This is a genomic window from Sphingomonas sp. SRS2 (genome assembly GCF_000971055.1).
Classification (GTDB): Bacteria; Pseudomonadota; Alphaproteobacteria; order Sphingomonadales; family Sphingomonadaceae; genus Rhizorhabdus.
In genome coordinates this window covers 1-23,684 of record NZ_LARW01000124.1, presented here as the reverse complement: position 1 = coordinate 23,684, position 23,684 = coordinate 1, and the positions used below count along the sequence as shown (strand labels likewise).

24 protein-coding genes and 2 tRNA genes are annotated in these 23,684 nt (G+C 62.2%); 15 read left to right on the top strand and 11 right to left on the bottom strand.

Features of this window, described 5'->3' with window-relative positions:
- Nucleotides 1–4 precede the first annotated feature (4 nt).
- Nucleotides 5–664 carry a multiubiquitin domain-containing protein gene (locus WP12_RS24365; RefSeq protein WP_046195428.1) on the bottom strand — a complete coding sequence of 220 codons (660 nt, stop codon included), beginning with the start codon at nt 662–664 and terminating at the stop codon, nt 5–7.
- 132 nt (nt 665–796) lie between these two features.
- Between WP12_RS24365 and WP12_RS19865 the strand changes: the two genes are divergently transcribed.
- The 5 genes from WP12_RS19865 (at nt 797) to WP12_RS19845 (ending at nt 4,153) form a co-directional block, all read left to right on the top strand.
- Entirely contained in the window at nt 797–1,378 is a 582-nt protein-coding gene (locus tag WP12_RS19865; RefSeq protein ID WP_152664092.1) for a sigma-70 family RNA polymerase sigma factor, read from the top strand.
- Nucleotides 1,375–1,755 carry a hypothetical protein gene (locus WP12_RS19860; protein WP_046195426.1) on the top strand — a complete coding sequence of 127 codons (381 nt, stop codon included), beginning with the start codon at nt 1,375–1,377 and terminating at the stop codon, nt 1,753–1,755. The genes WP12_RS19865 and WP12_RS19860 overlap by 4 nt, the downstream gene beginning before the upstream one ends.
- A 51-nt stretch (nt 1,756–1,806) precedes the next feature.
- Nucleotides 1,807–2,046, top strand: coding sequence for a hypothetical protein (locus WP12_RS25045; RefSeq protein ID WP_152664091.1), 240 nt, complete (start codon nt 1,807–1,809; stop codon nt 2,044–2,046).
- On the top strand, nt 2,030–2,650 hold the full coding sequence (locus tag WP12_RS19850) for an AAA family ATPase (protein WP_046195424.1): 621 nt from the start codon (nt 2,030–2,032) through the stop codon (nt 2,648–2,650). Before WP12_RS25045 ends, WP12_RS19850 begins: the two co-directional genes overlap by 17 nt.
- Nucleotides 2,651–2,794: 144 nt before the next feature.
- Complete coding sequence (locus tag WP12_RS19845) at nt 2,795–4,153, top strand: hypothetical protein (protein ID WP_046195423.1); 1,359 nt, start codon at nt 2,795–2,797, stop codon at nt 4,151–4,153.
- 257 nt (nt 4,154–4,410) lie between these two features.
- Here the strand turns inward: WP12_RS19845 and WP12_RS19840 are convergent, their stop codons facing one another.
- Genes WP12_RS19840 through WP12_RS19830 form a run of 3 tightly spaced genes read right to left on the bottom strand, consistent with a single transcriptional unit; the run spans nt 4,411 to nt 10,479 of the window.
- Nucleotides 4,411–5,610 (bottom strand): GIY-YIG nuclease family protein, encoded by a 1,200-nt coding sequence (locus WP12_RS19840; protein ID WP_200894561.1) that lies wholly within the window; start codon nt 5,608–5,610, stop codon nt 4,411–4,413.
- A 1-nt stretch (nt 5,611) separates the two neighbouring features.
- A complete protein-coding gene (locus WP12_RS19835) occupies nt 5,612–7,690 on the bottom strand; it encodes a DEAD/DEAH box helicase (RefSeq protein ID WP_046195421.1) in 2,079 nt (692 codons plus the stop codon).
- Nucleotides 7,687–10,479: a class I SAM-dependent DNA methyltransferase gene (locus WP12_RS19830; RefSeq protein ID WP_046195420.1), complete on the bottom strand. Its 2,793-nt coding sequence runs from the start codon at nt 10,477–10,479 to the stop codon at nt 7,687–7,689. Before WP12_RS19830 ends, WP12_RS19835 begins: the two co-directional genes overlap by 4 nt.
- 377 nt (nt 10,480–10,856) lie before the next feature.
- Between WP12_RS19830 and WP12_RS19825 the strand changes: the two genes are divergently transcribed.
- Both WP12_RS19825 and WP12_RS19820 read left to right on the top strand, forming a co-directional pair.
- Nucleotides 10,857–10,930 (top strand) — tRNA-Gly (locus WP12_RS19825).
- 139 nt (nt 10,931–11,069) lie between these two features.
- Nucleotides 11,070–11,146: transfer RNA gene (locus tag WP12_RS19820), tRNA-Arg, on the top strand.
- Between the two features lie 30 nt (nt 11,147–11,176).
- Here WP12_RS19820 and WP12_RS19815 read toward each other — a convergent pair.
- The 4 genes from WP12_RS19815 to WP12_RS19800 are packed head-to-tail and all read right to left on the bottom strand — an operon-like array spanning nt 11,177 to nt 13,519.
- Nucleotides 11,177–11,644 carry a DUF1178 family protein gene (locus WP12_RS19815; protein WP_046195419.1) on the bottom strand — a complete coding sequence of 156 codons (468 nt, stop codon included), beginning with the start codon at nt 11,642–11,644 and terminating at the stop codon, nt 11,177–11,179.
- Nucleotides 11,641–12,468: a carbon-nitrogen hydrolase family protein gene (locus tag WP12_RS19810; protein WP_046195418.1), complete on the bottom strand. Its 828-nt coding sequence runs from the start codon at nt 12,466–12,468 to the stop codon at nt 11,641–11,643. The genes WP12_RS19815 and WP12_RS19810 overlap by 4 nt, the downstream gene beginning before the upstream one ends.
- Nucleotides 12,469–12,726 carry a glutaredoxin 3 gene (gene grxC, locus WP12_RS19805; RefSeq protein ID WP_046195417.1) on the bottom strand — a complete coding sequence of 86 codons (258 nt, stop codon included), beginning with the start codon at nt 12,724–12,726 and terminating at the stop codon, nt 12,469–12,471. It abuts the gene before it with no gap.
- Nucleotides 12,727–12,775: 49 nt separating this feature from the next.
- On the bottom strand, nt 12,776–13,519 hold the full coding sequence (locus tag WP12_RS19800; RefSeq protein ID WP_046195416.1) for a ComF family protein: 744 nt from the start codon (nt 13,517–13,519) through the stop codon (nt 12,776–12,778).
- Between the two features lie 61 nt (nt 13,520–13,580).
- Between WP12_RS19800 and WP12_RS19795 the strand changes: the two genes are divergently transcribed.
- The 3 genes from WP12_RS19795 to WP12_RS19785 all read left to right on the top strand — a co-directional run bounded on the left by WP12_RS19795 (nt 13,581) and on the right by WP12_RS19785 (nt 17,160).
- On the top strand, nt 13,581–14,441 hold the full coding sequence (locus tag WP12_RS19795; protein ID WP_046195415.1) for a class I SAM-dependent methyltransferase: 861 nt from the start codon (nt 13,581–13,583) through the stop codon (nt 14,439–14,441).
- 193 nt (nt 14,442–14,634) lie between these two features.
- Entirely contained in the window at nt 14,635–16,176 is a 1,542-nt protein-coding gene (locus tag WP12_RS19790) for a 2-isopropylmalate synthase (protein ID WP_046195414.1), read from the top strand.
- A gap of 42 nt (nt 16,177–16,218) precedes the next feature.
- Nucleotides 16,219–17,160: a DMT family transporter gene (locus WP12_RS19785; RefSeq protein WP_046195413.1), complete on the top strand. Its 942-nt coding sequence runs from the start codon at nt 16,219–16,221 to the stop codon at nt 17,158–17,160.
- Here the strand turns inward: WP12_RS19785 and WP12_RS19780 are convergent.
- Nucleotides 17,157–17,912 carry a molybdopterin-dependent oxidoreductase gene (locus WP12_RS19780; RefSeq protein WP_046195412.1) on the bottom strand — a complete coding sequence of 252 codons (756 nt, stop codon included), beginning with the start codon at nt 17,910–17,912 and terminating at the stop codon, nt 17,157–17,159. The two genes, WP12_RS19785 and WP12_RS19780, sit on opposite strands and share 4 nt — an antisense overlap.
- On the bottom strand, nt 17,909–18,757 hold the full coding sequence (locus WP12_RS19775; protein WP_046195411.1) for a cytochrome b/b6 domain-containing protein: 849 nt from the start codon (nt 18,755–18,757) through the stop codon (nt 17,909–17,911). The genes WP12_RS19780 and WP12_RS19775 overlap by 4 nt, the downstream gene beginning before the upstream one ends.
- Nucleotides 18,758–18,888: 131 nt before the next feature.
- On the opposite strand from WP12_RS19775, the gene WP12_RS19770 reads away from it, so the two are divergent.
- Complete coding sequence (locus tag WP12_RS19770) at nt 18,889–19,209, top strand: PilZ domain-containing protein (protein ID WP_046195410.1); 321 nt, start codon at nt 18,889–18,891, stop codon at nt 19,207–19,209.
- A 53-nt stretch (nt 19,210–19,262) separates the two neighbouring features.
- Here the strand turns inward: WP12_RS19770 and hrcA are convergent, their stop codons facing one another.
- Nucleotides 19,263–20,291, bottom strand: coding sequence for a heat-inducible transcriptional repressor HrcA (hrcA, locus tag WP12_RS19765; RefSeq protein WP_443027890.1), 1,029 nt, complete (start codon nt 20,289–20,291; stop codon nt 19,263–19,265).
- A gap of 113 nt (nt 20,292–20,404) precedes the next feature.
- Between hrcA and rph the strand changes: the two genes are divergently transcribed.
- The 4 genes from rph to WP12_RS19745 all read left to right on the top strand — a co-directional run.
- Entirely contained in the window at nt 20,405–21,121 is a 717-nt protein-coding gene (gene rph / locus WP12_RS19760) for a ribonuclease PH (RefSeq protein WP_046195408.1), read from the top strand.
- Nucleotides 21,118–21,750 (top strand): RdgB/HAM1 family non-canonical purine NTP pyrophosphatase, encoded by a 633-nt coding sequence (rdgB, locus tag WP12_RS19755; protein WP_046195407.1) that lies wholly within the window; start codon nt 21,118–21,120, stop codon nt 21,748–21,750. The genes rph and rdgB overlap by 4 nt, the downstream gene beginning before the upstream one ends.
- Nucleotides 21,747–22,904: a radical SAM family heme chaperone HemW gene (gene hemW / locus WP12_RS19750; protein WP_046195406.1), complete on the top strand. Its 1,158-nt coding sequence runs from the start codon at nt 21,747–21,749 to the stop codon at nt 22,902–22,904. The genes rdgB and hemW overlap by 4 nt, the downstream gene beginning before the upstream one ends.
- Before the next feature lie 456 nt (nt 22,905–23,360).
- Nucleotides 23,361–23,684, top strand: a 324-nt coding sequence (locus WP12_RS19745; protein WP_046195405.1) for a ParA family protein, incomplete at its 3' end; no start/stop codon positions are given.

Below are 23,684 nucleotides of genomic sequence, written 5' to 3'. Positions count from 1 at the left end.
AGTCTTATCCTTTGCGAAGCTCGCGGGCGAGCCAGTCGTCGACCAAGGCGAAATGTGTGGCCAGATTGTCTAGTCCCGCCCGCCACGGATTGGCCGGGGTTCGGTGACGGCTCCAGCGCTGCCAGATCTTGCCGTCGAAGCTATCGTCGGACAGAGCTGCGATTGCCCGCCCATCCGTTCGCACCAAGGCAGGGCTGAAATAAGCCATGTCGATCTGAGTGTCTGGATAGCCAGGGTCGATCCTGACATTCACATCGACTTTGGCGACATTGTAGCCTGCAGGCATCGGCCAGCCATAGATTACCACGCGGGGGATCCCGCCTTCGGCGATGAGCTCATATACAAGCCCAAGACTATCCAGCCATTCACCGTCCTCGGCGGGGAGCGCGAACTGGCGACGGCCTGCGCCCAGTCCCTCGGTCTGGTCGAGGGGCAGGGTCAGGAACTTTTCGTTGCCAGGTTCTCGCAGATCGACACGTTCATCCAGCTCGAGGCGCCGCGGTTGGCCCTTACCCTTGCTATAAAGGGCAAACCGCTCGACAGGCAGCTTGCCGGCAATGGTGAGCAACTCGCGTGCCGTCGGTGTTGGATTGGCGGTCTCGTAATGCTCCTTGTCGATCTGAAATTTATATTCCTTCGGCTGCTTGTCTTTCCCGTCGGTCATGGCGACACTCCCTCATGAGCTGTACCTCCTAATGCTGCCCAGCCGCCCCGGTCCGGACCGGCCAAGATCAGAAATTATTTTTGCAAGCTCTGTCCGGATGCATTCGCCTCGTCAGCATGAACGGATATGAGCATGATCGCGGTGAATGATCAGGATGAACGATATGTGTCGGTTGCCGAAGCCGCGCTTGCTCTCGCGGGCCTGACCGCCGCTGATCTCGCGCGCCTTGGCCGCATTGCGCAGCTTCGCGCCCACGGTTTGCCCGGGGCGAGCTGGGAAGATCTTGTCGACGAGGCGATCGAAAAACTGCTGAGCGGCGCGCGCCGCTGGCCCGCCAAGATGCCGCTGGTCGCTTTTCTGCGGGAGGTGATCCGCAGTCTTGCAAGCGAGCTGTGGCGCAAGCATGCTCAGGCCGCGATCGTGACACTTCGGTCCCATCAGGAGGAGGAGAAGGACGAGGATCCCCTTCTGCAGGTGGCGGATAGCGCGCCGGGACCCGAACGAGAGGCGCTTGCCCGCAACCTGTTCGAGAAAGTTCAGGTGATCTTCGAAGGCGATGAGGCTGTTCAAGGAATCCTCAGCGCGATGGCGGATGGCCTCAGCGCCGAAGAAATGCAGCACAGCCTCGGGCTGTCGCATCGCGAATATGAAACCTGCCGGCGCCGATTGCGGCGCGGCCTTGCTCGCTATTTTCCAGAGGGAATTGAGGGATGATCGACCAAGCGAACGATGCCGGGGCGATGCTGTCACGGCTCGAGGATGAGCTCTTGGCAAGCGCGGATGTGGATATTCTCGCTGGCCCTGGGGCCGCGGAACTGTCGCAGCGCATGGCATCGCTCGTCGACGCGCGGTTGCGGACACAACTCAAGCGCGTAGCCCTGCCGGCTCGGGTTGCGGGGCGACCGGATCGACGTGGTCCGCAGATGCGGCAGCAGTTGAATAAGCGTCAGATGGTGGATCGCGTTCTAGTCGCAAGCCCCAAGGCTCGCGCATTGGTAGAACCCGATCAGATCGCTATGATGAGCGAAGAAGAGCTCGATAAGCTCCTGCTCCAAATGCGGGCGCTGGGATTATTGGGTTCGGATGATTAGATCGGGAAAGGCGTCTCGGCGCCCAGGCAATAGGCGTTAGAGGAAGAGGTCATGGTACGTATTGTCGAACGATCCTTGGGCAAGAAGGCACGCGCCGCACGCGCGCCGGACCTGGAGTCTCGCCGGATCGTGACCCTCCAGGGTAAGCGCGTGAAAGCCCGGTTGGTTGACGCTGATAGCAAGTCGCTTGGTGGCGATCTGCTGGACGCCTTTGGCTTCGCAGTAGAGCGCGCCATCCGTCAGAACAAACAGCTCGGTGACGCCGATACCCCTCATGATGACAAAGCCTAGCCGTCCGCGGCTCTGGATCGTGGCAGGGCCAAACGGGTCCGGTAAGAGCACTTTTTACGACAGTACATTGATCGAGGATTTCGGCCGCGCGGTGTGGATCATCAATCCGGACCTCTTGACCCGATTCATCGTCGAGCAGGAGAACCTGCAACTTCAGGATGCCAATCTCCGGGCGGTCGAAAGGATAATGGGCTGGTTGCGCGCGTCGCTTCTCACCCATCATACGGTCGGCGTGGAGACCGTGCTCTCGACGGACAAATATCGCGACCTCGTCGAAGAGGCCAAAAGCTATGGCTTCGAAATTCGCTTGATCTTCGTTATGCTCGCGACGCCAGACCTTAATATCGAGCGTGTGAGGCAACGCGTCCGCAAGGGCGGGCATGATGTGCCCGAAGAAAAAATCGTGAGCCGCTTTCACCGGTCCTTGGCGCAACTGCCTTGGTTTCTCGAGGCAGCAGACCGGGCCTATGTCTATGACAATTCGGATAAAAAACCTCGCCTGGTCCTCGAGAAGGGCGCGGACGGAGAGATCGCCATTGACCCTGAAGCGCCCGGCGCATTACGCGACGTCATCCTGCCTATGCGGGACAAGGAGCCTCGCTAACCACGAGCTGCCTAATAACGGGATGGCAATTGTCGTTTGACTGATCATATATGATTGCTGTCTATTTCATTTCGCAGTAACCGCGCAGCGCGCTGGAGCGAGCTAGGTGGGGCCAGGCGAAGGGGATAAACGTGCGGGTCATGCATGACGACTGAGATCGCCGTGATCAACCGCCTGGGTGTTGCGATCGCCGCCGACAGCGCAGTGACAGTCTCCGGATTTGGTACCGACAAGGTTTTCGACACCGGCGACAAGCTCTTCGAACTGAGCGAGCGCTTCCCGATCGCTCTCATGGTCAACGGCAGCATGGATTTCCTGGGCGTGCCCTGGGAGATTGTCGCCAAGGAATTCCGGTGTGCGCCGCCGGCGGACGCCGACAAACTGTCCATCAAACAATGGATGCAACGGTTCCTGGACTTCGTCTCGAACCATCCCGCCGTGAAGGATCCGGATATCGACCGCTGGGTCGCGGCGCTTGTACGCGAGGAGGCCGCGAACCTAGCCGAGAGCGTGCGGGGACTGGTTAGCGAGGCTGCCGACGAAGAAAATGGCAACGAAAATTTGCAGAGCGTTTTGCGCCGATTGTTCCTCGAGGCCACCACTGACCAATTGAAGATTCTCCAGACCGAGCCAACGCTGGAAAGTCTCGAAGGCATCACTCATGATGATGTCATGCGCAAAATCCGGTCGCAGCTGGCAGCACTCAATGGCGAGATTTACCCGTTCAAGGCCAATGCGGATGAAGTCGATATTTTCACGCAATTGATTGCCCACGTGCTGTTGAAGGATATCGACCGCGTCAACAGCAGCGGGTTGATCATTTGTGGTTTTGGCGCCAATGAGACAGGTGCCAAGGATCTGTTTCCCTCGCTCTACGCGGTGGGGATCGACGGCCATATCTGCGGCCGGCTTCGCTACCAAAAGTCACACGATGTTACGATATCGCGTGGCACTGGGACCGGCAGCGCGATCTCATTCGCTCAAACCGATGTTATCGACCGTTTGCTCAAGGGAATCGACAATCGGTTCGTGGATGCCAGCCGAGAGTTTATCGAGCAGAATGTCGCCCGCGCTGTTCAGGAGAATTTCGAGCGGGCCAAATTGAAGATCATTAAGGCGGATGGGACTGAAATCGCGCCGGAAGACATGGGCGGGTTCCTCGGCCAATTGATCGCGGGGCAGTTCGAGTCGAAATTCGCAGTGAATTTGACCGCAGAATTCGAGAAGAAGTTCAAAGAGACGATCGCTCTCATGCCAAAGCAGGACCTTATTGAACTTGCGGAAGCGCTCGTGAATATCACGGCGATCGAACGCAAGGCCTCCGATGATGCTGGGACTGTCGGTGGTCCCATCGATGTCGCGCTGATAACGCGTGCCGAGGGCTTTGTCTGGGTCAAGCGCAAGCATCATTTTCGAGCCGATTTGAACCCGAGATACATGTGGCGGCGTTTTGGACAGTTTCAAGCAGCGGAGAAAAGTGGTGATGAAGCGACACACCCTTAGAGCAAGCTCCGGTTCCTACTTTCGCTCGGCATCTGCGCCGCAGCGATTGGAGGACGTGATCCAGGCGCTTACCAACGAATCGATCGAGGAATCGCTAGACGAAATCCAGGCCGCCTTTCTCCAGCGTTTCGGTACGAAGCAAGAACCGGCCCCCGCTCGCGAGCGGAAGAAGCCGAGCGCTGATTGACCGGCGATCGTGCCGTAGTCTAGCGCAGGAGAGGCGTAAGGATCGCCTGGCGCAAAGGTTGCTCCGGCGATCAGCTCCTTTTTAACGATGCCGTCGCCGGATCATATGTCATGCCGACGACAGAGCCGTCACCAATGCCGGCGACAATCTGGTCAATGATTGCGAGGGGGACCAGGAACCATTCCCGCGGCCGGACTGGCTTGCCGAACCTATCCGGGATCTCGGCCTCGAACCTCACAGCATTAAGGACGCGGTGGATGAGCGCTTCAAGGCGGGGGCGGTCAATGTCATATAGCTTGTAAGTCGCCACGATATCGACATCGGCAAGAAGGTAGGTCGAGTCATCTGCGGCACCGGCAATACGTGCCTCAACCGTGCCCCCCGTGATTCCGATCTTGTGAATCAATTGGCGATTGGCCGCAATGGTGGGGTGAGTCGAGTGGCTGCGCAGGACGTATAACGTCCCGGCCGAAAGGTGATCGGGCTCGTCCGGCGTCGAGTCGGGTTTGTCGAACAACGGTCCCGCCGTTGGTTCGGTGATTCGGCGGCCGCCGTCGTCCTTATAGAGCGCTCGCTGGAGCGAGCGCAGTAACAGGTCGCTCTCCGTCCCGTTGGAATAGATGACGCGCAAGCGGGCATCCGTCTCGCCATTGGGTGCCTTTATGAGCTCGCCGACTTCGGCGACATGAGCAATCTGACCGCCCAGTATAAAAAATTCGCCGGTGTGGATTGTCGCTTTCGACAGCCCGGCATCCTTCACGAACGCCCGGGTGATGCGAACGCCAGCCTCCAGGTCGGCCTGAACCTGATCGAACAGCGGCTTGAATGTCGCAAAATCCTCGCACCGCGTGCGGCTGGCGATTTCCTCTGCCGCCTGCTTCTCTTCGTAGGATCGGACATGCCGAAGCCGGGTGATGTCTTCGGCTGGGGCGTCGTCAATGCCGAGTTCGGCCAGCAGCGCGCTGTCATCGAGCTCGTCAGCCGCAGGCGGCACACCCATATCCCCGGCATCCAGCAAACCATGCTTGTCCATATCTGTCAGCAGCTCGACACTCTCCGGTTGGGCGCGCAGGCGGTCCAGCCTTACTGCATACAGGCGTTCGAAGATGTCACCGTTTTCGCCATGCTGCGGCGCGCGGCCATGCTCGTCGAAGAACTTCAGGATATCCTCGAAACCGGCAACGATGCGCTCCTCGCGCGGCGTGCGAGAACGAGCCTTCTTCGGTGTAAGATCAACACCCAGTTCGGCCAGGATATCGTCGTCGGTCATATCAGCCACTGGCAGCGGCCTTTGCCCGATAACGGGCGAAGGCTGCGACGCCCTCGGCCAATTGGCGTTCCCAAGGGTCTTGCGAAGCAACGTCGGGCGCGCGGCCACGTTCGCGCTTCCATTCGACGGCGCGCACGGCGTAAGCGCGTGCATCCTCTTCCGAAAGCGTCGACTTCCGGCCGGCAATTGCCGCTTGCACCTGTCGCAACGTGGCCTCGTTCATCGCTTTGGCAAGGATCGCATAGGCTGCGTCAAATGGATTGATATGGTCGATCAGATCGATGTCGAGCTCACGCACATTCATGAACTTGCGCACGCCATCGACGAAAGACGTGTTGACCTTCAGCTCGCCGGTGCCGTCGTCGGTCGCGGTGTCCGCGATGATCTTGCTTGCCTGCTGTGTGATGTTGAGAGCGGCAATGGCGTGTTGGCGGATCGCTTCCTGATCGGTGTCGCTGAGGTCCGGGTAACGATCGCGGACGATCTTGCCCATACGCACCTGGGTCAGTTCCTCGGGCACGGTTTCCGGATCGAACATCCCGCGCTCCAGCGCGGTCTTATCCTGTACGAAGGCAGTGATCACTTCGTTCAGGTCTTCCTGGCAAATTCGCTTCGCTGCTTCCGACTGCGGCTTGACCAGCCCCTTCAGCTCGAAATGGAACTGCCCACGTTCCTCGTTGAACCCGACATTGGCCTTACCCTCCTGATAACCATCGGGCCCATAATCATAGCCGGGCTTCTCACCCACATCCTTGGGGGTGAATTCAAAACGCGGCGCCAGCACCTGCTCCATGAGCAGGCTGGCCGCGATCGCTTTCAGCGTATCATTGACGGCATCGGCGACGACATCGTCGGCAGCGGCGGGTTCGGCAATCAGATTCGTGAAACGGGCCACTGTCTTGCCCGGCGCGTCGCGGGTAGCGCGACCGATGATCTGAATGATCTCGGTCAGGCTGGAACGATAGCCGACGGTCAGCGCATGTTCGCACCAGATCCAGTCGAATCCTTCTTTCGCCATGCCCAGCGCAATGATGATGTCGACATGATCGCGGTCCTTGCGTGCCGCCGGGCTTTTCAACGCCGACGACACACGGTCGCGCTTGGCTGAATCATCGTCCACCAAATCGGCGACCTTGATTGTGCGGCGGTCGGCGGTTTCGATCAGATGGAAGCCGGTAACCTCATCGGTGCCACGCCAGGTTCCTAGGTGATCCATGATCTCCTCGACTTCGCGGTGCTTATCCTTGGTGCTCTCCCGGCTGTTGACGCTGGGGATGTGCACGATGGTTTTGATCGCTGGATCGAGCAGGTCATTGATCTTGTCGATGTATCGACCGGTGTAGAAGCTGTAGGCGATATCCAGCGTCTTCAGATATTCATAGCCGTTCAGCTGCTCATAGTATGTGTAGGTGACGGTGACGAACCTCGCCTCGTCCTCTGGCGTCAGCACCGCGACCGCATCACCTCGGAAATAGCTGCCGGTCATAGCGACCAGATGGACCCTGTCTCGCCCGATCAGCTTGCCTAGTTGCGCGCCCAGCCGGTTGTCCGGGTTGGCAGAGACATGGTGGAACTCATCCACCGCGATCAGGCGGTCGTCGAACGCCTCGATGCCCAGTTCGTCGATCGCGAAGCGGAATGTCGCATGGGTGCAGACTAGGACATGATCGTCGCTCGCCAGAAACTCGCCCAACGCCTTCACTTTCGATTTGGCTACCTTCACATCGTCCGCGCCGGGGACGTTGCACAGGTTCCAGTGCGGCTTCACCGTCCAATCCGCCCAAAAACCGAACTTACTCAATGGCTCATCGGCGAAGCTGCCGCCGATCGAGCGCTCCGGCACGACGATGATCGCCTGTTTCCGGCCCTGATTGTGCAATTTGTCGAGCGCCACGAACATCAGCGCACGGGACTTTCCCGAGGCTGGCGGCGACTTAATCAAGAGATATTGCTCGCCGCGCCGATCATAGACGCGCGACTGCATCGGGCGCATGCCAAGTTCGTTGGCCTTTGCCGACGCACCGGTATGCGCGGTCACGAGACGGACAGCGGGGATGGTGCGTGGGTGAGTTTCGGTCATGCGGCCTTCTTGCCCTTTTTCGTCTTCGGCGTATCCGCCGTCATTTTGGTGTAGAGATCGAACAGCCTCTCCAGCCGCTCGGTATCGTTGCGGAAGTGGCGGCCGATATAGATCCGCTCCAGCACCTCATCATTGTCGTCATGCGCGCGGCGCAGATCGTCCGGCATCGTCTCCGGATCGTAGAGATTGGCGATCGTCGCGGGGAAGTGCGCCTCGCGCGCGAGCAGAATGTTCTCAGCAGTGCGAGTGAGATCGGCCTTGTTGTGCTCGGTCAGCTTGGGGACGGGAAAAGTATTCCAACCGAGAGTGTTGGAGTAAGCGAAATCCGTTCGAGTTCTTCCACAGACGACGGCGATCCACGCTCTATGAAGTTGTGAGGCCAACATAGACAAGCACCAAAGTGGCGCATTATATATCGCAAAATTTTGACTGCTAATTATTGCGCCCGCCTTTACCAGTCCTACTGGTAGATATTCGCGGTTTTCTGATGTGATCCGTGGAAGGACCACAGCTATTTCACCGCCTCTTTGGCGGACCTCACCAAAGCGATAAGGCACGCTTGCAAGTTCTTGCGTTGTCGGCCGACTCGAATCCGTTCTGAGTTTCCGGACGTTTTCGAAACGCGTTGCAAGCCATTGGTTCGCTTGTGCAGCTCGATAAGAATCGTCGTCCACCCATATGCACCGTTTCTCGAGACCGTGAATAAATTCCTGTGATCCGATGAAATCCTTCACGAAAATAGGATCGACGCCGTGCCTATCAATCGCTTCTCTCGCCTCTTCAGCCGTGAGCAGGAGATTCCCACCGTCATTCGGCATATTCCCGAATTGAAGCTCTGGTAACATTGATAAAGGGCGCCGTTCTGGAAGCACCCGAATGTCAGGCCCGGCCACGAGATACGCGTTAATATTTGCTACGTCCCGCACGTTGAGTTCCGAACCTGACGAAGCAATTAATCGACGGGGCTGACCTGCATCACGCGAGATTCCCACAACTACGACCGTCACTCCAGCATTGTGGCTAGCGAGATTTGCCCATGTGAAGGAGGTGTAAGCGAACTTAATTTCCAGGCCTTCCTCGAAGATGGTTGCCCAGACGGTTGGAACTTGACGGCCTTGGCAGATCGAATTCGTCATCACGAACGCCGCTTCGCATCGCGTGTGCCTGCTGTATTTTGCGGCCGTAATCGGCCAACCCGCAACGTAGTCAGCAGATGCGGCTCCGGCGGCGGCGGAGCCGAATGCAGATTCCAAGTCCCGCTTTTGCTCCGACGTTTGCTGCTGGCTCCCCTTGTAAGGCGGGTTCCCGCAGATGAACGTCTCGATCTGCACGCCGAGGCCGTTCTCTTCCAACACCAGCCGCCCGGTCGGTCCGGCAAGGTCTTCCTCCGCCACCGCGCGGCTGGTTATGGGCGGACATATCTCCAGCCAATCTATCCGCAGCGCATTGCCGACGGTGATCTGCCCAGTCTTGTGCAGCGGCAGCACCATCGCGCGCGCTTCCTGTTGACTCAGATACAGGCAGTCCGCTTGAAACTCGGCGATCAAAAGCGCGAGACGGGCGATCTCGGCGGCGAAGCCCTTGATCTCGATGCCGTAGAAATTGGAGAGCGGGATGACGCTGCGGCGCTCCTCCAGCTTCAGATTCGCTTCGCCGCCCAACCGCACGACGATCGTCGCTTCGATCGCGCGCATTTCCTTGTAGGCGATAACGAGGAAATTGCCCGATCCGCACGCGGGATCGAACACGCGGATGCCGGCCAGCCGCTTGCGTAGGTTGCGCAGCCGTTGCTTACTGTCGCCCGCCGCCTTCAGCTGCTCGCGTAGAGAATCGAGGAACAGCGGGTTCAGCACCTTCAGGATGTTGGGCACGCTGGTATAGTGCATGCCCAACTCGCCGCGCTCGTCATCGTCGGCAACCGCCTGGATCATCGATCCGAAGATGTCGGGGTTGATCTCCTTCCAATCCAATTCGCCCGCGCGCAGCAAATAGGCGCGTGCCGTACGGCCGAAATATGGGGCCTCCGCCGCGCCGCTGAACAGATAGCCGCCGTTCACGTAGGGGAAGCCGTCCGCCCAGGTGGGGAACTTGCCCACTGCGCGGTGTTCTGGCCGGGTGCCCATCGCGCGGAACAACTCGGCGATGACGGCCTGCGTGTCATCGGCCTGGCCGCTGGTCATCCGCTCGACCGTGGGCGTGAACTTGTAGCTGCCGTGGAAGATGTCGGTGTCTTCGGCGAAAAAGCAGAAGATCAGCTGTGCCATGAATTGGTTCAGCTGCGACCGTTTAGCCTCGGTCGCCCAGTCCGGATTGTCCTTCAACAGCTCGACATAGAGGCGGTTGAGCCGCCCCGTCGCCTTGACGTCGATGGGGGTGTTTTTTATCTCCTTGACGGGGGAGATGCCCGCCAGCGGCAAGAACGTCGCGAAATGCCGGGGCAGATCAACATAAGGCCCCGCGGGGACGTCGCCAGACACAAGATCCTCCGCCTCGAACGTCTCGCCATCGGTGGCGAGGATGAACTTGGCCTTCTGGCTTAGGGTCTTGGGACTGTCGCGCAGAGCGGCGAAAGCCGGGCCGACGGCACCGGGGGCAGCGGTGGCAACGTGAATGTTGTTGCGCCACAGGACGCCACCAACATCGGACTGGTTGGATTCGCCCTTACGCAAACGCTTGAGCGTCGTGTCCTTTGCCCCGAACGCGGCGAGAAACTGAAACGGGAATTCGTCGGCATCGAAGGGCTGGAGGACCAAGTCGGATACGGCTTCTTCGATCTCAACGGCATTCATTCAGGCAGTTTCCCATTCAACAAGGCGCGAGTGTGCCACACCCTTCATGACCTTCGTTCTTGTAGGGGACGGGACGGGATTCGTCATCGACCTTCTCATCCAGAGAGATGGGGACACCACGGCGCCTTTTTGGGGGGCGGAGATACGAACGCAAAAGGCCCCGATCGCGCGAAGCTGACATCCACGCATTCATCGACGGTGTTTATGCATAGCCACCGACCAAACGCGTTGGCAATCGCGGGTCCAATCCTCGACGGTTCGCCCGCAGTTTGGATTGACCGCCCGACGGCGACTGTGCCATTTGAACGTCGGTTAAGCACCGCGCTGTAAAACGCTCTGTAAAACGAGCTCCGAAATTGCAGCTAAGTGCTTGAAATGCGGGTGTAGCTCAATGGTAGAGCAGAAGCTTCCCAAGCTTACGACGAGGGTTCGATTCCCTTCACCCGCTCCAACGAAATCATGTACTTAGCGCGCGCTGGCCTGCCTTGCGGCGAGGTGCCGTCCGACCTTCAAGCATTGAGACCGATAGTTCGCCGGCCTCCCGACACGACTGGACGGACGCGCCACACCTGATTAGTAACCGCCCCCGTGGTTCCGTAGCTCAGCCGGATAGAGCGCCACTTTCCTAAAGTGGGCGTCGGGGGTTCGAGTCCCTCCGGGACCACCAATTCGCCTCCTACACCCGGATCGAAGCGGATCAGTTCTGGCTTTTGGGCGGTCGCACCGGCAGCAGCAAGGGCGCAACCGGAATCCCCTCCTCGATCAGCGCCTTTGCCTCCTCGATCGAGGTCCGCCCATGAATCTGGCGGCTATCCTGCTCGCCCAGATGCATAGCGCGGGCTTCCTCGGCGAATTTCTCGCCGACATAATCCGATCCCTCGAGCATCTTGCCCTGCATCTCGGCAAGCCGGGCAACCGAGGCCTTGAACTCCTCGGGCGTAGGAACATTGGCTGCGGCGGCAATCGCCGTGGATGGCGCGTCCCGGCGGCCATTGCCCTTGGGCGCCACATTCGGCGCCATGACCGCCTTATCGACATCGCATGACCCGCAATAGGGGCAGGACACCAGTCCACGCGCCTTCTGATCCTCATAATCCGTTGAGGATCCGAACCATATTTCAAAGACATGGCCGGCGTTCTTGCAAGCAAGATCGAAGACGATCATGCGCTCGTCTCCGGCGTGACAATTGGCCGGCGATGCTGGAGCGCGGGCACCCGGCTCCGGACGTCGGCGATCCTCGCCATGTCGAGATCGGCGAAACCGACTCCTTCGCCCTCCCCCATGTCGAGCAGTATTTCGCCCCACGGATCGACCACCAGCGAATGGCCGAACGTGGCGCGGCCATCGTCATGCACGCCATATTGTGCCGCGGCGATCACGAATGCCCCTGCCTCGATCGCCCGGGCGCGCAGCAGGATGTGCCAATGCGCTTTGCCGGTCGGCACGGTGAAGGCCGCAGGCACCGACAAAATCTCTGCGCCGGCATTGCTCAGCGCGCGATAGAGATCGGGAAAGCGCATGTCGTAACAGATCGACAAGCCGATCTTCGCCCACGGCGTCGTGGCGATCACGGTCCGCTCGCCCGGCGCATAGGCTGCCGATTCGCGCCAGGATTCGCCGGTCGGCAGATCGACGTCGAACAAATGGATCTTGTCGTAGCGGGCACGGATTTCACCCTTGCCATCGATCACGAAGCCACGATTGACGAGCCGGCCATCCGCGCCGCCCTTGAGCGCCAGCGAACCGAGGTCGACCCAAATGCCAGCCTCCGCCGCTGCTGCGCGTACCGCCGCCAGCACGGGATCGCTCGCCTCATCGCGAAGATGCGCCACCGCGCGCTTGCGATCCCTATCCAGTAAACCCGACATTTCGGGGGTGAAGAGCATATCCGCCCCGCCAGCCTTCGCCTGGGCGATCGCATCGACGACCGCACGGGCATTGGCGGCGGGGTCGATACCCGTCCGGCTTTGATGGATCGCGACGCGCATTCAGGCGGTCAGCAGCGGATCGAGCTTGCCGGCCCTGTCGAGTGCATGAATGTCGTCCGAACCACCTATGTGGCGGTCATCAATGAAGATTTGCGGAACGGTGCTGCCGCCGTTGGCGCGCTGGATCATCTCGGCGCGCTTAGGCCCGCCCATGCTGATGTCATATTCCTCGAAGGCAACGCCCTTTGCGTCCAGGAGAGCCTTGGCGCGCGAGCAATAGGGGCAGAAGGCTTTGGTGTAGATTTCGACCTTGGGCATGCGATCATCGTCCTCGTTTCAGCCGAAATGTTGTCGGCAGGCGGGAATGTCAACGCACGACATCATTATCGCGCACCACGCGCGCCCAGCTGACCACCTCGACCCGATCCGCCCCCGCGCGCTTCAGCGCCCGCGCGCAGGCGTTGACCGTGGCGCCGGTCGTATAGACATCGTCGACCATCAGGATCGAACGTCCCGCCACGGCGGCCCTGTCACGGACCGCGAAAGCGCCGCGCACCACCTTTACACGGCGATCGGGCCCTAGGCCGCGCAGCGAAGGCGTCGCCTTTGTCCGGGTCAGCATATCAAGCGCCAGCCGGTGCGCCGAGCCGTTCACCAGCGCCCGCGCCATCAGTGCCGACTGATTGTAGCCGCGCCGCCAGATCCGCCAGCGGTGCAGCGGCACCGGCACGACCAACCATTCGCCATCACGGGGGATATGCCGCCGCATCTGTACCGCCATCGTGCGGGCAATGCCGGGCCGCCGGCCATATTTCAGCTTGAGAGCCAGCGCGCTGGCGATCGGCCCATAGGCAACCGCGGCGCGCATCGCGTCGATAGCGGGCGGATCGGCGTAGCAGGCGCCGCACAGCGCGCCGGGGCCAGGATCGATCTCGAACGGCAGGCCGCAGCGCATGCATTGGGGATCGCCGAGAAAGTCGAGCGCCGACCAGCAATCGAGGCAGAAAATGTCCACATCGGGCGTGATCACCCCGCAGCCGGGGCAACGCGGCGGCAGCGCGAACCGCACCACTGCGTCGATCACCGCCCTGCCCGCCCCGATAAATCCCATGCCGACCCTACCCCTCAAGCCTGCTTGTCATGCAACTGCCCCGGCGGCACAAGCGCAGGCGATGGACCAGCCTGATATTTTCGACCGGCAGCTGCGCCGTGTCCGGCGCGATCGCGCCGCGCCGCGCTTTGCCGATCACGCCTTCCTGATCGAGCATATGGCCGACGAACTGGCCGAGCGGCTCGCGATGGTGAACCGCAGCTTCGATCGCATGCTGCTGATCGGCTGCCATGACGGACGGGTTGCGGCCCGATTCGCCGCCGCCGGGCGCCGGATCGTCCAGGCCGATGCCGGTTTCGCCTTCGCGCGCATGGCGGGGGGCGTGCAATGCGATGAGGATCGCCTGCCCTTCGCCGATGGCAGCTTCGATCTCGTCGTTTCCATTGGCGTGCTCGACAGCGTCAACGATCTGCCCGGCGCGCTCGCGCTGATCCGGCGGATCTTGCGTCCCGATGGCCTGTTCCTCGGCAGCTTTGCCGGAGCGGGCAGCCTGAACTGGCTTAAATCAGCGATGCTTGCCGCCGACAGCGCGTCGAGCGGCGGCGCAGCGCCCCGTATCCATCCGCAGATCGACGTGCGATCGGCGGGCGACCTGTTGTCGCGCGCGGGCTTCGCGTTGCAGGTCGCCGATGGCGAGCGGCTCGATGTCGGTTATGGCGATCCGGTCCGGCTTATGCATGACCTGCGCGGCATGGCGGCTACCAACATGCTGACGCAGCGATCGCGCCGTGCGCCGGGACGCGCCTGGCTGGCCGAGGTCTTCGGACAATTTCACGGCGCGTCGGGCGCGGACGGCCGGCTGCGCGAAGCCTTCGAGATCGTCTATCTTACCGGCTGGTCGCCCGCGCCCGATCAACCGAAGTCCGCGAGACGGGGCAGCGCGACGGCATCGCTGGCCGAGGCGCTTAAACCCCGCGGCTGATTAGCCTATGGACTTGTTAATCCTCTTATGTGTATCAGCGCGACATAATGACACGGCACAACGCCCTTCTCCTGCTTCGACTTACGCGCCCTTAGGCGCGCGATTTCGCTTGGGGCCGACAGGCCCGGCAAGCCACAGCGTCTAAGGGTCAAGATCAGCCCAGAATGACCACCCTGCAGCAGGAGCAGGTTCCGTGACCAAGACCATCAAGATTTTCGACACCACCTTGCGCGACGGCGAGCAGTCTCCCGGCTGTTCGATGAACCTCGAGGAAAAATTGCAGGTTGCCGCCCAGCTGGAGACGATGGGCGTCGACATCATCGAGGCCGGCTTCGCAATCGCCTCGCCCGGCGATTTCGAGGCGGTGTCCGAGGTTGCCCGGCAGTGCAAGCGCGCTACCGTCGCCAGCCTGGCGCGCGCCGCATCCGCCGATATCGAACGCGCGTGGGATGCCGTGCAGCATGCGGTTTCGCCGCGCATCCACACCTTCATCGCCACATCGCCGCTGCACATGCGCGTAAAACTCAACAAGTCGCCCGACGAGGTATTGGAGGCGATCGACCGCACTATCCGCCTCGCGCGTAACCTGTGCCCCGATGTCGAATGGTCGGCCGAGGACGCGACCCGGTCGGAACCCGATTTTCTGGCGCGGGCGATCGAGATCGCGATTGCGGCCGGCGCGCGGACGATCAACCTGCCCGATACGGTCGGCTATGCGACGCCCGAGACCTATGGCGCGATGTTCCGCGACATGATCAATCGCGTTCCCAACGCGGACCTCGCGACCTTCTCAACTCATTGCCACAATGATCTGGGCCTCGCGGTCGCCAATACGCTCGCGGCGGTGATGGCCGGCGCGGGTCAGGTTGAATCGACGATCAACGGCATCGGCGAACGCGCCGGCAACGCCGCGATGGAAGAAATCGCGATGGCATTGAAGGTGCGGCAGGACGTCATGCCCGTCCGCACGGGTATCGTCTCGACCGAAATCACCCGCGCCTCGCGGCTGATCTCCGGGATCACCGGCTTTCAGGTGCAGCCCAACAAGGCGATCGTCGGCGCCAACGCCTTCGCGCATGAGAGCGGCATCCATCAGGACGGAATGATCAAGGATAGCTCGACCTATGAGATCATGACGCCGGAAAGCGTTGGCTTGACCCAGTCGAGCCTGGTGATGGGCAAGCATTCGGGCCGCGCCGCCTTCCGTCAGAAGCTCGAAGAGCTGGGCTATACGCTGGGCGACAATGCCTTCCAGGATGCGTTTGGGCGCTTCAAGGAACTCGCCGACGCAAAGAAGGCGGTTTACGACGAGGATATCGTCGCGCTGGTCGACGACGAGGTCCTGCGCGGTCACGACGCGATCCAGGTCAAGGAAGTCGAGGTCTATTGCGGCTCCAACGGCCCGCAGCGTGCGATCCTGACGCTGGAGGTCGACGGCGAAGACAAGACGGTGACGTCGAAGGGGAACGGCCCGGTCGATGCGCTGTTCAACGCGATCCGCCTGATCGTGCCGCACGACAGTTCGGTGCTCGAACGCTACGAGGTCCACGCCGTAACCGGCGGTACCGACGCGCAGGCCGAGGTTTCGGTATTACTCTCCGAAAACGGCCGGACGACGCGTGGCCGCGGTGCGCATCAGGACACGATGGTCGCATCGGTCCGCGCCTATGTGAACGCCCTCAACAAGATGATGGTCAAGCGCGGCCGGGCTCCGGTCGACCAGGCCGTCGGCTGACCCTCTCCCCCTCCCGACTGCGGGAGGGGGACTGGACATTTCATGACCCAACGGTCCCAATCAGGCACCGCCCGCTGGCGGTTGATCGGCTTTGTCCTGTCGGCGTGCGGCGCGATGCTGTTCGCCCTGAAGGGCATCCTGATTAAGCTGATCTATGCCTATGATGTCGACACCTCCACCCTGCTCGCGATGCGGATGATGCTGTCGGCGCCGGTGTTCGCGGCGGTCGGGGTGTACGCATGGCATCGCCGGCCAGCGGAGATGCGGCCCGATGCGCGGAGCATGGGCCTCGCCGCACTGATCGGCATCCTTGGCTATCACCTGTCGTCCTGGCTCGATTTCGAAGGCTTACAGACGCTTGAGGCACAGACCGAGCGGTTGATCCTGTTCACCTACCCCTTCTTCGTGATCATCTTCGGCCGCATACTGCTTCGCCATCCGTTGCGCGCCCACGCCATGGCGGGGGCGGCATTGAGCTATGCGGGGCTGATCGTGATGTTCGGCGCGGATCCGTCGCGACTGACGCCGTCAATGCTCGGCGGTGCGGGGCTGGTCCTTGCCGCTGCCGCCGCCTTCGCGCTCTACCAGCTGTTCGCGCGCGAGATTATCCTGCGCTGCGGCCCTGCCCTGTTCACCGCCATCGCAATGTGCGCGGCCAGCGCCACGGTCATCGGTCAGTTCGCCCTCACCCATAGCCCGGGTGCATTGGCCCTGCCACAGCCCGCATGGCTGTTGATCCTGATGCTCGCAATATTCTCCACGGTCGTGCCGACCTTCATGATGTCGGCGGGCACCGCCCGGATCGGTGCGCAGGGCACCGCGATCATTTCGACGCTGAGCCCGGTGGTGACGATTGTGCTGGCGATCCTGATTCTCGCCGAACCCTTTGGCCTGCCCGAGGCGGCGGGCACCCTGCTGGTTATCGGCGGCGTCGGGCTGTTCACCCTGCTCGACAGCCGAAAGTCCGTGGCCAGATCGGCCTAGATACCGGCATACCAGGCATAATCATGGTGGTCTTCCCAATAGCCGCCCTTGCCCAGCCCGTGCGCCGCCAGACTGTCGACCGCCTCGATCCGCTGCACATATTTTGCGTGCTTGTAGCCAAGCTGCCGCTCGACCCGCAGGCGTAGCGGAGCACCGTTGCCCACGGGCAGCGGCTGACCGTTCAGGCCCCAGGCCAGGATCGTCTGCGGGTGGAAGCCGTCGATCAGATCAATGCTCTCATAATAGTCGGTTTGCGCGTAGCGATCGGCGCAGTGGAAGATCAGGTAGCGGACGCTCGATCGAAGCCCGGCATGGTCGAGCAGCAGTTTGAGCGGCACGCCAGTCCACTGGCCGATCGCACTCCAGCCTTCCACACAATCGTGGCGGGTAATCTGCGTCCGGCGCGGCATCGCCCGGATCTGCGCCATCGACAGTGCCAGCGGGCGCGCGACCAGTCCGTCGATGGCAAGCCGCCAGTCGGCGAACTGGCCGAGCCGGTGCGCCTCGTAATCGGCGCCCGCCGGCTGGCGCGTGCCGTTGACGCGGAACTGCGGCGACAGATCGGCGGCGGTGAACTCGCGGGCGAGATCGCTGCGATCGGTAATGATCCGCTGGGCGCGCATCGTCAGCCCTTCGGCGCTCTGGAGCAGCGAGCGGACACCCGGATTCGCGTTGATCCGGTTGCAGCCCGACACCAGCAGCCCGCCCGCGCCGGCCGCCAGCGATCCGATCAGTCCGCGCCGGGTGATCATGGCTTGCGCTCCCTTGGCAGTCGATACCAGCCCGTGATCATCGATCTTATTTCGTTGAAGGGTCCGGCGAGCAGCACCATCAGCAGGTGGACGGTGATGAAGAGGACGAAGCCGAAGGCGCAGAGGAAATGAATCGAGCGCGCCGACTGCCGCCCGCCGAACAGGTCGACCAGCCAAGGCCAGGCGGCGTTGACGCCCGGCGACATCGTCAGTCCAGTCAGCACGATTAGCGGAATAAGGCCAAATATAACAGAGAGATAGGCGAGTTTTTGAAGAATGTTATAGCGCAACGCCGCTGCGCCGCGTGGAAAGCGCAGCCGGGCGTGATCGGCGATATCGCGCCAGATATGCCGTGGGCTGAGCTCGGCGCGCCGGGGTATCAGGTCGCGCTGGATATGGCGGTTTATGGCGCTGACCAGCCAATAGGCCAGCCCGGCGATGACCAGCACCCAGGCGAAGAAGAAATGCCATAGCCGCGCATCGGCCAGGCTGTAATTCGACGGGATCGTCGCCCACCAGGGAAAGGCGCGCCGCTTCACGACGCCCTCAGGGTCCTCCCAGACACCCAGCACGCCGGTCGTGTCGAATATCTCGTCGCCTATCTTGAGCACGCCACGTTCGCCCGCCGAACCGATCAGCAGCCAGGCATGATCGCTGTTCGCACCATATTGACCCCAATAGAGCCGGGGATGCGCGTTGAAGATCATCAGCCCGCTCATGAGCATCACGAAGATGGTGAAGGCGTTGATCCAGTGCCACAGCAGCGTCGACAGGCGGTGCCGCCGGACGAGATCGCCGCCGCCCGGCGCGGATACCGCAGCGTCAGGCACTTTGGCGTCGCTCATGCCGCTCCGCTCCACCCGACCAAAGGCTGTGCGGGAAATATGTCGTCAATTGCGCATATTAGCGATTCATTAGCGATAATCCGCGATAGTTGCCGGATCGGGATATTAGCGATTCTGGGAAATACGACCCCATGGCCTTTGCCAGTGAACAGCAACAAGCGGATGCCCGCCGCCATGGGCGCCACCGGATCATGCTCGCCGCGACCTTCTTCTCGGTGCATGGCGAGGCCAATGGCGTGCTGCTCGACGTCTCGCAGGGCGGCGCGATGCTCAGCGCCTCGCCGCCGCCGCCGGTCGGCTGCCGGCTGCTGCTCGAACGTCAGAATCTCGAAATCCCGGGCATCGTCCGCTGGGTCGAGGGGAACCGCTTCGGCGTCCAGTTCGAAGAACCGCTGAGCGAGCCCATCGTGATGGCGTTGGTGTCCAAGGGTTCGCAGCATAACGCCAACTGATCTCCACTTTGCCTGCCAGCATATTCGCTGGCGGCAGGCAAAAGGTTACACGCTTACGCCATCATCCTGGTGAGCGCCTGCGCGGTGAAATCGACCATCGGCACGATGCGGGCATAGTTGAGCCGGGTCGGCCCGATCACCCCCACCACGCCGACCACGCGACCATCGGCGCCGCGATAGGGCGCCGCGATCACCGACGATCCCGATAGCGAAAACAGCTTGTTCTCCGCGCCGATGAAGATCTTCATACCCTGCCCCGCCCGCGCGCTTTCGAGCAGCCGGGCGATCTCTTCCTTGCCCTCGATCTCGTCGAGCAGCTGGCGGACACGCTCCAGATCGGCGGCGGCCATCGGATCGATCAGATTGGCCTGGCCCCGCACGATCAGCACCGGCCGGGCGCTGCCGTCCTGCGACCAGACCGCAAGCCCCTGTTCCACCAGCGACGCTGCGGCGGCATCGAGCGCGGCGCGCTCGCGGCCCAGTTCGGCCTCGATCCGCGCACGCGCCTCGCTGAGCGTCAGCCCGGCAAGCCGTTCGCTGATAAAATTGCCCGCTTCGACCAAGGCCGATGGCGGAAGCCCGGCGGGCAGATCGACGACACGATTTTCGACGCTGCCATCCTGGCCGACCATCACGGCCACCGCCTGCTCGCGCGACAGCGGCACGAAGCTGAACTGGCGCAGCGTCGGCTCGTTACGCGGTACCAGCACGATGCCAGCGCAGGCCGACAGCCCCGACAATATCGCGCTGGTCTGCGCCAGCGCCTCCTCGACGGGGCTGCCACGCGCGGCGCGCGCCTCGATCGCGGCCCGTTCTTCCGCCGAAGGCTCGGCCGTCTGCATCATCCCGTCGACAAACAGGCGCAGCCCCGACTGGGTCGGCATCCGGCCCGCCGAGGTGTGCGGCGCTTCCAGCAGACCGAGTTCCTCGAGATCCTGCATCACGTTGCGGATCGATGCCGGCGACAGGTTGAGCCCCGCCAGCTTCGATATCGTGCGCGAGCCGACCGGCACGCCGGTGCCGAGATAGCTTTCGACGACCACGCGAAAAACTTCGCGCGCTCGGCTCGACATTTCGGACATCGGCTGACTGTTCACAGACAACAGATAGGGAAGCAGGGGCCACTGCTCAACAGGCTTCCAACTTTGCCCGTCCGCTCCTAAAGGACGCGGCTCATAGCAAAGAAGGAATATTCATGCGCCCATCCGGCCGCGCCCCCGATCAAATGCGGGCGATCAGCATCGAAACCGGCTTCACCGTTCATGCCGAAGGGTCGGTGTTGATCAGCTTCGGGGACACGAAGGTGCTCGTCACCGCTTCGGTAGAGGAGAAAGTGCCACCCTTCCTGCGCGGCAAGGGCAGCGGCTGGGTCACTGCCGAATATGGCATGCTGCCCCGCGCCACCCACACCCGCGGCAGCCGTGAGGCCGCCAAGGGCAAGCAGTCGGGCCGTACTCAGGAAATTCAGCGGCTGATCGGCCGCTCGCTGCGCGCCGTGGTCGACATGGCGAAGCTCGGCGAGCGCCAGATCGTGATCGACTGCGACGTCATTCAGGCCGATGGCGGCACCCGCACCGCCGCGATTTCGGGCGGCTGGGTCGCGCTGCGCATCGCCATCGACAAGCTGCTCGCATCGGGCGCGCTGAGCGAGGATCCGATTACCGGCCAGATCGCAGCTGTGTCCTGTGGCATCTACGAGGGAACTCCGGTGCTCGATCTCGATTATATCGAGGATTCGAACGCGCATGCCGATGCCAATTTCGTGCTGCTCGACAACGGCAATATCGCCGAGGCCCAGGCTACCGCGGAAGGCGCCACCTATGACGAGGAAGCTCTTTTGAGGCTGCTCCGCCTGGCCCGGATCGGCTGCACCGAGATATTCGCCGCGCAGCGCAAGGCCGCCGGCCGGTGAGCGACGTCGCCGATATCCCGCATCGCAAGCTCGCCCCGGGCAAGCTGGTGATCGCCAGCCACAACAAGGGCAAGCTGCGGGAAATCGGCGAACTGCTCGCGCCGTTCGGGATCGAGACGGTCTCGGCGGCGGCGATGGGCGTGCCCGAACCCGAAGAGACCGGCACAAGCTTCGTCGCCAACGCCGAGTTGAAGGCGCGTTTCTCCGCCGACCTGACCGGCCTGCCCGCGCTCGCCGACGACGGCGGCCTGTGTGTCGAGGCGCTGGGCGGCGAGCCCGGCATCTTCTCGGCGCGCTGGGCCGAGCTGGAGGACGGCCGCCGTGACTTCGACGAAGGCATGCGTCGCGTCCACCAACGCCTGCTCGACGCCGGCGAGGAGGCCGGCCGCGATGCACATTTCGTATGCGCGCTGTCGATCGCCTGGCCCGATGGCCATGTCGAGACCTTCGAAGGCCGGGTTGACGGTATATTGGTCTGGCCGCCGCGTGGGGATCAAGGCTTCGGCTATGACGCGATGTTCAAGCCCCTGGGCCACGACATCAGCTTCGGCGAGATGGAACCCGCCGCGAAGCACGCGATGAGCCATCGCGCCGACGCCTTCGCCAAACTTGTCGTGGCGGTGTTTTGACCAGCAGCCCTCCCGACGATGCTCTGGCGCTCTACATACACTGGCCGTTCTGCGTCTCGAAATGCCCCTATTGCGACTTCAACAGCCATGTCCGTGAAACGGTCGACCAGGCTGCATGGCGCGCCGCATTGCTCAAGGATCTCGCTTATGAGGCCGAACAGCTCCCAGGTCGGCGACTGACCTCGATCTTTTTCGGCGGGGGCACGCCATCCCTGATGCCGCCTGAAACGGTTGCCGCGCTGATCGACGCCGCCGCGAGACATTGGGATGTCGCCGACGATATCGAGATCACGCTCGAGGCAAATCCGTCGTCGGTCGAGGCCGCCCGTTTCGGCGATCTCGCACGCGCGGGGGTCAACCGCGTGTCGCTCGGTCTTCAGGCGCTCGACGATGCCGCACTCGCCTATCTCGGGCGCGCGCACGATGTTCGCGAAGGGCTCGGCGCGCTCGATACCGCGCAGGCCGCCTTCGCCCGGGTCAGCTTCGACCTCATCTATGCCCGTCCGGGCCAGAGCCCCGAGGCATGGCGGGCCGAACTCGCCCAGGCGCTGTCTTTCGGCACCGAACATCTCTCGCTCTATCAGCTGACCATCGAACCCGGCACCCAGTTCGCCGCGCGCTACGCGAAGGGCGAGCTGTCGACCCTCGACCCGGACCTCGCCGCCGACCTGTTCGAACAGACCCGTGCCGACACCGCCGCCGCCGGCCTGCCCGCTTATGAAATATCGAATCACGCCCGTCCGGGTGCGGAGAGCCGGCACAACCTGACCTATTGGCGCTATGGTAGCTATGCGGGCATCGGCCCCGGCGCACATGGGCGGCGCGGCGGTATGGCGACGGTGCGGCGCAAGAAGCCCGAGAACTGGCTCACCCGCGTCGATGCTAACGGTCATGGCATCGAACAGGAGGATCTGTTGTCCCCCGCCTCGCGCGCGCAGGAAGCGCTGCTGATGGGACTCAGGCTGAGAGAAGGGATCGACATGGATCGGGTCGCGGCCACCAGCGGCCTGCCGATCGTGCAACTGATCGACGAAGCCGCCGTCGATCGGCTGACCCGCCAGCGTCTCCTTACGCGCGACGGCGCTAATCTGCGCATCACCGAGGCGGGCATGCTCCTGCTCGATGCGATCCTCGGCGACATCGTCACCGCCTGATTGTCACACGATTGCAAGAATTGGAGGCGATTGCATTTTACGCAATCACGATGACGCGTTTTGAAATTGCCACCAATCGATTTGATAGAGTAGGTATGCTGCATCGCACAATAATAGTGCGAGTGGGAAAAATCCCGTCAGCAGGAGCATATCATGAAGTATTTCGATAGCGCCCTCAGCGCAATCTTCGCGATCGCAGCGCAGGCCCTGGCGATCGGCGTGGTCGTCGCCCTCTAACCGCACCCGCACCGGACCTCCTTATGGGAGGCCCCGGGCGGGAGCGACATTGATCGATCTCCATGGGACGCCGGCATACCGCCACGGCGTCCCTTCTTATGTCCGCGAGTATCGCAATGCGCGGATATGCTGTGTCCGCCCTTAACCAGAGATCGGAACAAAGGCTTAGGTCTTGAGGCGCAACCCTTGCCGCACTGAGGCGCAGCAAAGGGGAAACAGGTGCGCATCCTGGCACTGGCATCGCAAAAGGGCGGATCGGGCAAGACGACGCTGTCGGGTCATCTCGCTGTCCAGGCGGAGCGTGCGGGCGCGGGTCCGGTCGCCCTGATCGACGTCGACCCGCAGGCGTCGCTCGCCGACTGGTGGAATGAGCGCGAAGCCGGGGAACCCGCCTTCGCCTCGACCACGGTGGCGCGGCTCGCCGCCGATCTCGATGCGCTGCGCCAGCAGGGTTTCAAGCTGGCGGTGATCGATACCCCGCCTGCGATCACCGTCGCGATCCAGAGCGTCATAGCGATTGCCGACCTTGTCGTGATACCCACC